This window comes from Streptomyces sp. NRRL S-337 (assembly GCF_000720175.1).
Classification (GTDB): domain Bacteria; phylum Actinomycetota; class Actinomycetes; order Streptomycetales; family Streptomycetaceae; genus Streptomyces; species Streptomyces siderophoricus.
The window spans coordinates 46,617-59,017 of record NZ_JOIX01000027.1 but is presented as its reverse complement, the minus strand read 5'-3'; the positions used below and the strand labels follow the sequence as shown (position 1 = coordinate 59,017).

At 73.7% G+C, this 12,401-nt stretch carries 13 protein-coding genes; 5 read left to right on the top strand and 8 right to left on the bottom strand.

The genetic code is table 11. From position 1 onward, the window contains the following. Window positions 1-43: 43 nt before the first annotated feature. The 3 genes from IG62_RS0120440 to sigE form a co-directional block, all read right to left on the bottom strand. The gene (locus tag IG62_RS0120440) at window positions 44-2,266 is read right to left on the bottom strand and encodes a trypsin-like peptidase domain-containing protein (protein WP_030804937.1); all 2,223 of its coding nucleotides are present in this window, start codon (window positions 2,264-2,266) and stop codon (window positions 44-46) included. A gap of 121 nt (window positions 2,267-2,387) precedes the next feature. After that, a complete protein-coding gene (locus tag IG62_RS0120435; RefSeq protein WP_030804935.1) occupies window positions 2,388-3,329 on the bottom strand; it encodes a zf-HC2 domain-containing protein in 942 nt (313 codons plus the stop codon). Further along, window positions 3,326-4,093: an RNA polymerase sigma factor SigE gene (gene sigE, locus IG62_RS0120430; protein WP_078872113.1), complete on the bottom strand. Its 768-nt coding sequence runs from the start codon at window positions 4,091-4,093 to the stop codon at window positions 3,326-3,328. Before sigE ends, IG62_RS0120435 begins: the two co-directional genes overlap by 4 nt. A gap of 175 nt (window positions 4,094-4,268) precedes the next feature. Between sigE and IG62_RS0120425 the strand changes: the two genes are divergently transcribed. Continuing rightward, entirely contained in the window at window positions 4,269-4,952 is a 684-nt protein-coding gene (locus tag IG62_RS0120425; protein WP_030804929.1) for an O-methyltransferase, read from the top strand. A gap of 235 nt (window positions 4,953-5,187) precedes the next feature. On the opposite strand, the gene IG62_RS44895 is transcribed toward IG62_RS0120425, so the two are convergent. Continuing rightward, window positions 5,188-5,355, bottom strand: a complete 168-nt coding sequence (locus IG62_RS44895; RefSeq protein WP_003985072.1) for a DUF3117 domain-containing protein — start codon at window positions 5,353-5,355, stop codon at window positions 5,188-5,190. Between the two features lie 326 nt (window positions 5,356-5,681). Here IG62_RS44895 and IG62_RS0120415 point away from each other — a divergent pair, with 326 nt between their 5' ends. Further along, entirely contained in the window at window positions 5,682-6,482 is an 801-nt protein-coding gene (locus IG62_RS0120415; RefSeq protein ID WP_030804926.1) for an enoyl-CoA hydratase/isomerase family protein, read from the top strand. Window positions 6,483-6,559: 77 nt separating this feature from the next. Here the strand turns inward: IG62_RS0120415 and IG62_RS0120410 are convergent, their stop codons facing one another. Together IG62_RS0120410 and IG62_RS0120405 are read right to left on the bottom strand one after the other, a co-directional pair. Continuing rightward, a complete protein-coding gene (locus IG62_RS0120410; protein ID WP_030804923.1) occupies window positions 6,560-7,165 on the bottom strand; it encodes a DNA-3-methyladenine glycosylase I in 606 nt (201 codons plus the stop codon). Then, entirely contained in the window at window positions 7,162-7,605 is a 444-nt protein-coding gene (locus IG62_RS0120405) for a DivIVA domain-containing protein (protein ID WP_030804920.1), read from the bottom strand. Before IG62_RS0120405 ends, IG62_RS0120410 begins: the two co-directional genes overlap by 4 nt. A gap of 91 nt (window positions 7,606-7,696) precedes the next feature. Between IG62_RS0120405 and folP the strand changes: the two genes are divergently transcribed. After that, entirely contained in the window at window positions 7,697-8,557 is an 861-nt protein-coding gene (gene folP / locus IG62_RS0120400) for a dihydropteroate synthase (RefSeq protein ID WP_030804916.1), read from the top strand. A gap of 17 nt (window positions 8,558-8,574) precedes the next feature. On the opposite strand, the gene IG62_RS0120395 is transcribed toward folP, so the two are convergent. Together IG62_RS0120395 and dapE are read right to left on the bottom strand one after the other, a co-directional pair. Further along, entirely contained in the window at window positions 8,575-9,330 is a 756-nt protein-coding gene (locus tag IG62_RS0120395; protein ID WP_030804913.1) for a TIGR00730 family Rossman fold protein, read from the bottom strand. Between the two features lie 123 nt (window positions 9,331-9,453). After that, a complete protein-coding gene (gene dapE, locus IG62_RS0120390) occupies window positions 9,454-10,554 on the bottom strand; it encodes a succinyl-diaminopimelate desuccinylase (RefSeq protein WP_030804910.1) in 1,101 nt (366 codons plus the stop codon). 40 nt (window positions 10,555-10,594) lie between these two features. Between dapE and IG62_RS0120385 the strand changes: the two genes are divergently transcribed. After that, the gene (locus IG62_RS0120385; protein WP_030804907.1) at window positions 10,595-11,521 is read left to right on the top strand and encodes a hypothetical protein; all 927 of its coding nucleotides are present in this window, start codon (window positions 10,595-10,597) and stop codon (window positions 11,519-11,521) included. 319 nt (window positions 11,522-11,840) lie between these two features. Beyond that, window positions 11,841-12,395, top strand: coding sequence for a hypothetical protein (locus IG62_RS48830; protein ID WP_078872112.1), 555 nt, complete (start codon window positions 11,841-11,843; stop codon window positions 12,393-12,395). Window positions 12,396-12,401 lie beyond the last annotated feature (6 nt).

Here is a 12,401-nt window from a genome sequence, read left to right as displayed (position 1 = left end):
ACACGTCCGACGGGAGTCGACCGTGCCAACACCGTGCAAACGATCAACCCGCGGTGGAGGAACCCAGCCTGAGCCGAACGGACCGCTCCTTGCCGTCCCTTTGGAGGGTGAGCGCCAGGGTGTCGCCCGGCCGGTGGCTGCGGATCTTGACGATCAGCTCCTCACCGCTGTGCACCGGGGCGCCGTCCACCCCGGTGATCACGTCACCGGCCCGGATGCCCGCCTTGGCCCCGGGCCCGCCCGGGGCGACCGGCGGTTTGCCGCCCTTGCTGTGCGCACTGACCCGCGCCCCGTCGCCGGCGTACTCCATCTCCAGGGTGACGCCGATGACCGGATGGGTCGCCCGGCCGGTGTTGATCAGCTCCTCGGCCACCCGTTTGGCCTGGTTGATCGGTATGGCGAAGCCCAGCCCTATGCTGCCGCCCTGGCCGCCGCCGTCCGATCCGCCGCCGCTGTCGGCCGCGCGGATGGCGCTGTTGATGCCGATCACCCGGGCCCGGGCGTCCACCAGCGGACCACCCGAGTTGCCGGGGTTGATGGGGGCGTCGGTCTGCAGCGCGTCGACGTACGAGATGTCGCTGCCGTCGCCCTTCTGGCCGCCCGCGGTGATCGGGCGCTGCTTGGCGCTGATGATCCCGGCGGTGACCGTGTTGGCCAGGTCGAACGGTGCGCCGATGGCCACGACCGGGTCACCGACCTGCACCGAGTCCGAATTGCCGAGCGGCAGCGGCCGCAGCCCGGTGACGCCCTCGACCTGCACCACGGCGAGGTCGTAGCCGCCGTCCTGGCCGACGACCTTGGCCTTGGCGGTCTGCCCGCCGCTGAACGTGACCGATATCTCGCCGCCGGTCCCGGCCGGTTCGACGACGTGGTTGTTGGTGAGGATGTGGCCCTCGCGGTCGAGGACGAAGCCGGTGCCGGTGCCCTGCTCTGCGTTGCCGCGGACGTGGATCGTGACGACGCCGGGCAGCGCGGCCCGGGCGATCCCGGCGACGCTGTCCGGCTTGCGGCCACCGGAATCCCCGGCGGCCTGCGGCAGCTTGATGTCGTTGATCCCGCCGTAGCGCTCGACGTACGCGCCGATCCCACCGCCGACGCCTCCCGCGAGCAGCGCCAGTGCCACCGCGCCGGCCACCAGCACACCGCGCGAAGTCCGCCGGGCAGCGGGCGGCGGCAGGGGACCGCCCTGCAGGGGCGCCCGCCACGGGTCGTACTGCTGCCAGGCCCCCTGCGGGGCACCGGGGTGGTCGTGCGCGCGGAACGGGCCCTGCGGCAGGGCGGCGGCATCCGGCGTCACGGGCGCGCCGGACTCGGCGCCCGGACGGGCGGCGGGACCGGCGGACGGGCCCGGCTGTGCGGGCCCGGTGCCGTCGGGGTGCGGCTGGTCGCCGAGTGCGGCGGCCGGCGGTGCGGCGGGCGGCGGGGACTGGGGCGGACCGGGGTAGCCCGCGCCCGGGGCGGCTGGGGCGGACGGGGCGCCGTACGGGGGCATCGGCCCGGCGGCCGGCGGCAGCACGGTGCCGTGCGCGGGGGTCGTCACCGGCCGCTGCACGGGCGGCGCGGGCGCCCAGGGCCCGGGTCCGCCGTACGGCGGGGTGCCGTACGGGTCCTCGGCATGCAGCGGCCGACGCTGCGGCGGCGCGCTGGGCGTCTCGGCGGAGACGGACGCCACGGCGGGGGCGGGTGCGGACGCGTGGGACGCCGCGTCGGTCGGCGCCTGGGCGCTCTCGGGCGCCCCAGGCGGGGACACCTGACCGAGTGTCACGGTGGCGGCACCGGACGGCGCTCCAGCGGGCGGTGCGGGTGCGGTGGCCTCGGCGGGCACAGCGGGCCCGGTGGCCTCAGTGGGCCCGGTGGGCTGGGGGGCTTCGGCGCCGGTACGGTCCTGGGCCTGGCCGGTCGCCGCCGAAGCGGCCGAAGCGGCCGAAGCGGCCGAAGCGGCCGTGGTCAACTCGTCGGCGCCGTCGGGGAGTTCGGCCGACGGGCCCGCAAGGGTCTCTCCCGCGCCCGCACCCGGCGCCTCCGCGCCAGCGGGGCGCTCCGGGGGCCGCACGATCCAGTCCTCCGGCTCCTGCACCGTGGTTTCACCGGGGCCACCGGACATTCCGGGCACCCCGGACTGCTCCCCGGCGCCCGACGGACCCGCCGGGTGGCCGGCGGGCGGGCCCGCCGGCAGGCCGGCCTCGGCGGATCGCTCCGGGCTCGGGGGGTTTCCCGGGCGGCTCCACCACTTCAGCTTCGGCCCGGCGGCCTTACCGTCGTCCATGCTCTCCCCTACTTCGCCCGCGACCCCGCGGGCCACCACCACCTCGCGGCACGCGCCCGGTCAGGGGTGCGCCGCCCCAGGGGGATTCAACCAGTTCCCCCCGGGGCCGTGCAGCGGGCGGTCAGCGGCGGTCGGCGGCGGGGCCGTTCGCGGCGGAGCCGTGCAGCGGCCGCATCGGCTCCAGCGGGGGAAGCGGCGGCGGGTTCTTACGCACCGGGCCGCTGCCGGCCGCGGCGGTCAGCGGCGAGAGGCGGTACGCCGGGGCCGGGCCGGTCGCGGCGATCAGCGGCGACAGGCCGAAGTGGCCGGCGGGCTGGTCCGGCGTCCAGGACACCGACGGGGAGGTGGGCGCGCCCCCGGCACCGTCCAGGCTCATCGCGCTGGGCGCCGGGGCCAGGGTCGGCGCACCGGACGGCGGCCAGGTGGCCGGCCGGGACCGGGCGGTGGGCACGAACTCCGCGCCGCGCAGCAGGGGGGCGCCGTCCGCCGCGGGGCTGCCGGTGAGCGGGGTGACGGCCGTACCGCCGCCGTCGGTCCGTCCACCGGTCGGGTCGACGGCCGCCTCCAGCGGGAGGGCACCGCCGAGCGCGAACGCCGCGAGCGACACCGCACCGGCCGCCGCGAAGGCGAACCGGCGGCGCTGCGCGGGCCGCCCGTCGTCCTGGACGCGGAAGCCGCGCGTCCGGGGCTGCGGGGGGACCGCGGCCATGGCACGGCGGGAGTGGTCGTCACCGGGGAGGTAACGGAACGCGCCGCCGTCGCGGGCGAATTCGGCGCGTCCGAGAGCGCCGTTGCCCAGCCGGCTGCCGGGACCGCCGGGGTCGCCGCCGGGCAGCTGCACGAGCCGGGCCAGCAGTCCCTCGGAGGGACCGGGCGGCGCCGCCTCGGCGAACACGCTTTTCAGCCGACGCTGGGCGTCGGCTTCCGCCTTGCACTTCGCGCAGGTCGCGAGATGCGCGAGCACCCGCTCGCGCGCGTCATGCCCCAACTCGCCGTCGACCAGGGCCGCGAGGCGGTCGCCGAGATGCTGCTCGGCGGGGGACGGACCGCCACGGAGGCTCACGCGATCCCGACCTCCCCCGTGGGAACCACGGCCAGCGCCCGCCGCTGCTCGCGCTCCGCGCCGCGCGACACGGGCGCGCGGTGCTTGAGGGCCTTGCGCAGGTGCGAGCGACCGCGGTGGATCCGGCTGCGGACCGTGCCGAGCTTGACCCCGAGGGTCGCGGCGATCTCCTCGTAGGACAGCCCCTCGATGTCGCACAGCACGACGGCGGCGCGGAACTCGGGCGCGAGGGTGTCCAGCGCCTGCTGGACGTCGGCGTCGAAGTGGGTGTCGTCGAAGTGCTCCTGCGGCGCGGGCTCCTTGCTGGGGAGCTTCTCGGCCGCGTCGTCACCGAGCGCGTCGAAGCGGATACGCTGCCGGCGCCGGACCATGTCCAGGAAGAGGTTGGTCGTGATGCGGTGCAGCCAGCCCTCGAAGGTGCCCGGGGTGTACGTCGACAGCGAGCGGAAGACGCGGACGAACACCTCCTGGGTGAGGTCCTCGGCGTCGTGCTGGTTGCCGGAGAGGCGGTAGGCGAGGCGGTAGACCCGTGCGCTGTGGGTGCTGACGATCTCCTCCCAGGTGGGCGGAGTCCACGCCTCCACATCCGCGTCGGCGGCGAAGGTCGCGGTACGTGCGGAGTCAGTGCGGAAACGGTCAGCAGTGTTTGTCACGGATTTCGGCTCGGCGGACGACCTCTTGAAGCGCCTCAGCACCCCTCGGTCACCCGTCGTGGCCGCACCTCCCCTGGTGGCTCTGGTGGTGTCCAGTAGGGCCCCTACCATATCCACCTCGCCCGTTAGCTCCGGATAAGCAGATTTGACCTGCATTTGGTCCTGCTTCTGGCCTTGATTCGTGTCTCGCGCGGTCTTCACCACTGCGTCCCCCCGTCTTCCTCCTCCCCCTCTTTAACGCCCGGTCCCATCTGCGGGTTCCCGCACACAGCGGATACAGTCACGGTTGCGTCAACTACGGGGACAGGAGAGGGCCATTACCGGCAACCGGCAGACGAGCTTGGCATTCGCCGAGGCGTACGGCGCCGGGACCATCGACGGCACCACCGAGGCCGCCCTGCGCTGGTCCCGTGACCGCGCACGCGAGGCCGGCATCCGCACGGTGACCACCGGCACCGGCGCGGCCCTGCGGCTGCTCGCCGCCACCGTCGACGCCAAGGCCGTCGCCGAGATCGGCACCGGCACGGGCGTGTCGGGCATCTACCTCCTGCACGGCATGCGGCCGGACGGCGTGCTGACCACCGTCGACTGCGAGCCCGAGCGGCAGGCCTTCGCCAAGCAGGCGTTCCGCGCCGCGGGTTTCGCCGGCAACCGCGCCCGCTTCATCCCGGGCCGCGCACTGGACGTCCTGCCGCGGCTGGCGGACGGCGGGTACGACCTCGTCTTCTGCGACGGCGACCTGATGGAGTGCCTGGAATACCTCGCCGAATCGTTGCGGCTGCTGCGCCCCGGCGGTCTGGTCTGCTTCGAGGGCGTCTTCGCCGACGGCCGGACGGTGGACTCGGCGATGCAGCCCGCGGAGGTGCTGCGGCTGCGCGAGCTGCTGCGGGCGGTGCGGGAGAGCACCACGCTGGTGCCGTCCCTGCTGCCGGTCGGCGACGGCCTGCTCTGCGCGGTCAAGCGCGGCTGAGCGCCCCCGTCCGCACCACGTGACCCCGGGCCACGACCCTTGGGCACGCAATCTTCGGGCATGCGGTGTGAGGCACGGGATCTTCGGGCATGCGGTCCAGGGCACGCGGTGTTCGGACATGCGAACGGCCCCGGCACGCGGCGCGCCGTCACTGCGCGCCGCCTGCCGGGGCCGGGGTCTCGGCTGGGGTTCCGGGCTCACGCGGGCCCGGGCATCCGCCGGTGTCTCACCCTTGTCAGACGGTGACCTTCTCCAGCGCCTCTCCGAGGGCCTTGGCTTCGTCGGGGGTCAGCTCGACGACGAGCCGCCCGCCGCCTTCGAGCGGAACGCGCATGACGATGCCCCGCCCCTCCTTGGTCACCTCGAGCGGGCCGTCACCCGTCCGCGGCTTCATGGCCGCCATGCTCGTTCCCCTTCCTGAAACCAGCTCATCTCAGCCGACGGCCCGGATAGGCACGTGTCACCGGCATCGAACACATTGCTTCCAGGCCATTATCCCGCATCGAACGACCCGATGACCAACATCAGGCAGCATCCCTTCGGCAACTCGCACCCGCAAACCCACCCAATTCGGGGAGCGGGCTGCGATACTTCTCCGCCTGCCGACTCCCGACGCGCCCGCAATCTTTGATGTACGTCACATGCGAACCGCCGATGATCTCCGGCATCCTGAGCGCTGACTGCCCGCCACCGGGCAGTGCCGAGCCGCGACGGAGGGGATTCCCAACTATGGCCGACACCGTGCCCTACGACGTGACCGACGGACTCGCGACGATCACGCTCAACCGCCCCGACGCGATGAACGCGCTGAACGTCGAGACGAAGGTGCTCCTGCGGGACACGCTCCAGGAGGCCGCGGCCGATCCCGCCGTCCGCGCGGTGCTGCTGACCGCCACCGGGCGGGCGTTCTGCGTCGGCCAGGACCTCAAGGAACACATCGGCCTGCTGGCCGAGGACCGGGCCACCGGCTCCGGCGGCACGATGAACACCGTGCGGGAGCACTACAACCCGATCGTGACCGCGCTGGCCGGGATGGCCAAGCCGGTGGTCGCCGGGGTCAACGGGGTCGCGGCGGGCGCCGGTGCGGGGTTCGCGCTGGCCGCGGACTACCGCGTCGTCGCCGACACCGCCTCCTTCAACACCTCGTTCGCCGGCGTCGCGCTGACCGCCGACTCCGGGGTGTCCTGGACCCTGCCCCGGCTGATCGGCCACAGCCGCGCCGCCGACCTGCTGCTCTTCCCGCGGTCGATCAGTGCCCAGGAGGCGTACGAGCTGGGCATCGCCAACAAGGTCGTACCCGCCGCCGAGCTGGCCGAGGAGGCCGCGGCGGTCGCCCGCCGACTGGCTCAGGGACCGACCGCCGCGTACGCCGCGATCAAGGAGTCGCTGGCCTACGGGGCGGGGCACTCGCTCACCGAGACCCTCGGCAAGGAGGACGAGCTGCAGGGCCGGGCCGGGGCCTCGGAGGACCACCACATCGCGGTCGAGGCGTTCGTGAAGAAGGAGAAGCCGGTCTTCCTCGGCCGCTGATCCTCAGCCGGCCGGCCGGGCCGGACGGGCCGGACGGGCCGCCCCGCGGGCCGGGGCCGCCCACCGGCCGGACCGGGTCAGCCGGCCGCCGCCTCCACCGCCGCCCGGACATGGCAGTCCGCCAGATGGTCGTTGACCAGGCCGCAGGCCTGCATCATCGCGTACGCCGTGGTCGGGCCGACGAAGCGGAAGCCGCGCTTCTTGAGGTCCTTGGCGAGCGCCGTGGACTCCGGGGTCACCGGCTGCACCTCGCCCACCGTGCGGGGCACCGGGCGGCCGGCCCGGGCGGGGGCAAAGGACCAGATCAGCTCGTCGAGCTCGCCGGGGGCCAGCGCGGCGGCGACCTTGGCGTTGTTGATCGTCGCGGCGATCTTGGCTCGGTTGCGGATGATGCCGGGGTCGGCGAGCAGCCGCTCGGCGTCCGCCTCGGTGAACCGCGCCACCGCCGCGATCCGGAACCCGGCGAACGCGGCGCGGAACCCGGGGCGGCGCCGCAGGATCGTGATCCACGACAGGCCGGACTGGAACGCCTCCAGGCTCATCCGCTCGAAGAGCGCGTCGTCGCCGTGGACCGGCAGGCCCCATTCCGTGTCGTGGTAGGCGCGGTAGTCCGCCATCTGCGCGGACTCCATGCCCCACGGGCAGCGCGGGATCCCGTCCGGCTCCGTCACCACACCGCTCATCGGCCCTCCCCCTCTTCCGGGCCGCGCTGGGCCCCGGCCCCGTCCGCGTCCCCCGAGCGGCCGCCGCCGGCCCCCGTTCGCGTATCCGGCACCGGTCCGGGCGCGGCCGGGCCGTCCTGTATGAGCCCCGGGCCGCCCATCGCCGCGGCGTGCGCCCCGGCCAGCGCGGCCTCCAGCTCGGCGATCCTGGAGTCCCGCTCGGCCAGCTCGGCACCCAGCCGGTCCAGGACCCCGTCGACGTCGTCCATGCGGTAGCCCCGCACGGTCACCGGCAGCCGGACGGCGTCCACGTCGGCACGGCCCAGCGGGCGGTCCACGGGCAGCGGGTCGGACAGCCGGTCCGGCTCCGCGTCCCGCAGGCCACCGCCGTCACCGCCGACGACCACCAGCGTGACCGCGGCGACCACCACGACCATCGCGATCAGCAAGAACCAGAACACGACCAACTCCCCGGACTTGTGCCTGCTCCGATCGTGCCATGCGGGTGTGACAGTTAGGGTCGCTCCCGGACCACGGAGAGGAAGTCAGGGAATGCTGCGGCTGGGTAATCGCGAGTTCGGACCGGACGAGCGGGTGATCATGGCGATCGTCAACCGGACTCCGGACTCGTTCTACGACCGGGGCGCCACCTTCCGTGACGAGCCCGCGCTGGCCCGGGTGGAGCAGGCGGTGGCCGAGGGCGCGGCGATCATCGACATCGGCGGCGTCAAGGCGGGGCCCGGCGAGGAGGTCAGCGCCGAGGAGGAGGCCCGCCGCACGGTCGGTTTCGTGGCCGAGGTGCGCAAGCGGTTCCCCGATGTGGTGATCAGCGTCGACACCTGGCGGCACGAGGTCGGCGAGGCGGTCTGCGAGGTCGGCGCGGACCTGCTCAACGACGCCTGGGGCGGGGTCGATCCGCTGCTGGCCGAGGTGGCCGCGCGGTACGGCGTCGGCCTGGTGTGCACCCACGCCGGCGGGGTCGAGCCGCGCACCCGCCCGCACCGGGTCGGCTACGACGACGTGATGGCCGACATCCTGCGGGTCACCCTCGGACTGGCGGAGCGGGCCGTGGAGTTGGGCGTGCGGCGGGACGCGATCCTGATCGACCCGGGGCACGACTTCGGCAAGAACACCCGGCACAGCCTGGAGGCGACCCGCCGGCTGGACGAGATGACCGCGACCCGGTGGCCGGTGCTGGTCTCGCTGTCCAACAAGGACTTCGTCGGCGAGACGCTCGACCGGCCGGTCAAGGAGCGGCTGCTGGGCACCCTCGCGACCACGGCGGTGTCGGCCTGGCTGGGCGCCCAGGTCTACCGCGTCCACGAGGTCGCCGAGACCCGCCAGATCCTCGACATGGTCTCCTCGATCGCCGGCCACCGGCCCCCGGCGGTCGCCCGCCGGGGCCTGGCGTAGCGGGCTCCCCGGCCCGCTCAGGGCTGGAGGCCGACCTCCTTGGTCACCAGCGCGATCGCCTCGTCCACGTCGTCGCTGAGGTGGAACAGCTCCAGGTCGTGCATCGACGCCTTGCCCTGGGCGATGAGGGTGTCGCGCAGCCAGTCGACCAGCCCGGACCAGTAGGCGGTGCCGAACAGCACGATCGGGAAGCGGGTGACCTTGCGGGTCTGGACGAGGGTGAGCGCCTCGAAGAGTTCGTCGAGGGTGCCCAGCCCGCCGGGCAACACCACGAATCCCCGGGCGTACTTCACGAAACACGTCTTGCGGACGAAGAAGTACCGGAAGTCGACACCGAGGTTCACATACGGGTTCATGCCCTGCTCGAAGGGCAGCTCGATGCCCAGTCCGACGGAGGTGCCACCGGCCTCGTGGGCGCCCTTGTTGGCGGCCTCCATGGCGCCCGGGCCGCCGCCGGTGATCACCGCGAAGCCCGCCTCCACCAGGGCCCGTCCGATCCGCACGCCGATCTCGTACTCCTTGGAGTCGCGCGGCGTACGGGCCGAGCCGAAGACGCTGACGGCCGGGCCCAGCTCGGCCAGCGCGCCGAAGCCCTCGACGAACTCCGACTGGATGCGCATCACACGCCAGGGGTCGGTGTGCACCCACTCGGAGGGGCCTGCGGAGTCCAGCAGCCGCTGGTCGGTGGTGCCGGCCTGCACCTGGTCGTGGCGGCGCAGAACGCGACCCAGCCGCTGCTCACCGGGGGCCGGTGCTCCCTCGGGACTGGCCATGACATGCTCCCTCCGCTGACGATCGTTTGCCGTTTCAGCGTAGATCCGACGGCCTGAAGCGCAGGGGAATTCCGCTGGTCCGCCCGGGATCGGCGACCGGTCCCGGGGGCGTTTGCCGGCTTCTCAGGCGGTGAGCCAGGCGCGCAGCCGCTCCTCGCAGTGCGCGATGCGCCCGGTCTCGACCCGTTCGTCCTTCTTGTGCGCGAGCAGCGCATCCCCCGGGCCGTAGTTGACGGCCGGGACGCCCAGGGCGCTGAAACGGGAGACGTCGGTCCAGCCGAACTTGGGCATCGCGGTGCCGCCGACGGCCGCCATGAACGCCTTGGCCGCGGGGTGCGACAGCCCGGGCAGCGCGCCCGGGGAGTGGTCGTCGACGACGAACTCGTCGACCGGGCAGTCCGCGAAGACCTCGCGGACGTGGGCGATCGCCTCTTCCGGGGTCCGGTCGGGGGCGTAGCGGAAGTTGACGGTGACCGTGCAGGCGTCGGGGATGACGTTGCCGGCGACGCCGCCCTCGATGCGGACGGCGTTGAGGCCCTCTCGGTATTCGAGGCCGTCGATCACCGGCCGGCGCGGCTCGTAGGCGGCGAGCTTCGCCAGGATCGGGGCGGCGGCGTGGACGGCGTTGGCGCCCATCCAGCTGCGGGCGGAGTGCGCGCGCTCCCCGGTGGTGCGCAGCAGGACCCGGAGGGTGCCCTGGCAGCCGCCCTCCACCTGGCCGTAGGAGGGCTCCAGGAGGACGGCGAAGTCACCGGCGAGCCACTCGGGGTGGGCGTCGGCGACATGGCCGAGGCCGTTGAGGTGCGCGGCGACCTCTTCGTTGTCGTAGAAGACGAAGGTGAGGTCCCGGTTGGGCGCGGGGACCGTGGCGGCCATCCGCAGCTGGAGGGCGACGCCGGACTTCATGTCGCTGGTGCCGCAGCCCCACAGGACGCCGTCCTCGTCGAGCCGGGACGGGACATTGGGGGGGTTGTCCGCGATCGGCACGGTATCGAGGTGTCCGGCGAGCACCACCCGCTCGTCGCGGCCCAGCTGCGTACGGGCCACGACGTTGTTGCCGTACCGGTCGACGGTCAGGTGCGGCAGGGCGCGCAGGGCGTTCTCGACCGCGTCGGCGAGGTCCTTCTCGTTGCCGCTCTCGGAGGGGATGTCGACCAGCTGCGCGGTGAGCGCGGCGGCGTCGAGCGACAGGTCGAGGGCCGGGGTGTGTGTGGTGCGCTCCATGGTTCCGACCCTATCGGCAGCACTCCAGTACGGTGGGCTCGTGTCCGCCCGCCCCGCCTTTGCCGTCCGCCGCACGCGTCTGTGGCGTTTCGCCGCAGCCTTCGCCGTACTGCTCGGGCTGGCCGGCTACCTCCTGGTGCAGTACATCACCGGTGGCCCCGGGGCGCCGCACTGCACGGTGCGCGCCGAGGGGGACGAGGAGGCGTACGAGCTGTCGCCGGAGCAGGCCGCCAACGCCGCGACGATCTCGGCGGTGGCGTCCTCGCGGGGCCTGCCGGAGCGTGCGGTGACCATCGCGCTGGCGACCGCGATGCAGGAGTCCGGGCTGCGCAACATCGAATTCGGCGACCGGGACTCGGTCGGGCTCTTCCAGCAACGGCCGTCCCAGGACTGGGGCACGGTGCGGCAGATCATGGACCCGGTCTATTCGGCCGAGGAGTTCTACCGGCATCTGGCGAAGGTGCCCGGCTACTCCCGGCTGCCGCTGACCGTCGCCGCGCAGAAGGTGCAGCGCAGCGGCTATCCGCAGGCGTACGCGAAGCACGAGGCGAACGCCGCGCGGCTGACCGGCGCGCTGACCGGGCGCGACCCGGGCGCGATGACCTGCACGGAGAGCCGGCCGGAGGACAGCCGGGCGGGCGGCGCCGCGACGGTGCGGGAGAAGCTGGTGCGGGAGTTCGGGGCCGGGGTGCTGCCGCGGACGGACGCCGCCGGGGGCCGCGGCGCGGGCAGCAACCGCGGGGTGACGGTGCCGGTGGGGCAGGGCGGCGGCCCGGGGTCCGAGGGCGCGCGGCGCGGCTGGGAGCTGGCGACCTGGGCGATGGCCCACTCCGCGGAGCTGCGCATCGAACAGATCTCCTACGCCGGCCGGACGTGGACGGCGGCCGATTCGGGGAAGGGCTGGCAGAACCGGCCGGGTGGTTCCGCGGCGGACGGGCGCGACGTTCGTATCATCACCGCGCAATAGTTTGCGGCATCGCCCGTAAGGGTTCCCCGGGAGCGCCGGTGATGGCAATTCCCTCGGAAATGGCGGGAGTTGGCGTCCGGGGAAATACCTTTCCCGTCAATTCCCTTGCAGGACAAGGGCTGTGACGTTTCCGCACCCGCGGAGGCGTGTCCATATCGCCCTTCTTTCGGCACGCCCGATTATGCGATGCGTTACCAACTCTTTACCGGAGTTCACCGCAACCTTCGGGGACCTGACGCGGTAGTCAATGCGTCCGCCCGGCGGACATGGCACAGCACATCTGTCAGAAGTCCGAGTCCTTCTCCGTAAAAGGAGCACCATGTCCCTCCCCGTTACGCGTCGGATCGCCCGAGCCGCCCTGCTCGTCGCAGCAGGCGCGGCTCCCGTGGTCGCTGCGGCCGGTACCGCGAGCGCAGCGAACCTGCCTGTCAAGGCACCCGACCTGGTCGGCGGACTCACGGCGCCCCTGGACTCCCACAAGACGGGCGACACCCTCGACCGCGCCGCGCACCAGGGCGTCGGCGTGCTGAACGAGGCCGGCAACAAGGCGGCGACCAAGCTCGCCCCGGCGCTGGTCGAGACCGCCGGCCCGGTCGTCAAGAAGGCCATGCCGGTCACCCGGGGCGCGACGGACAAGGCCGAGAAGGTGGTGCGCCCGGTCGCCAAGGACGGGCTCTCGACCGACTCGCTGCCGCTCAAGGCGGCCAGCGGTCTGCTCGGCGCGCCGGACGCGCTGGCCGGGAAGGCCACCGGGCTGCTGGGCGCGCCCGAGGCGCTGGCCGGGAAGGCCACCGGGCTGCTCGGCCAGCAGGGGGTCCGCGGGCAGGCGCCGGGCGGGCTGCTCGGCGGGCTGCCGGTGGGCGGCAAGGCGTAACGACGC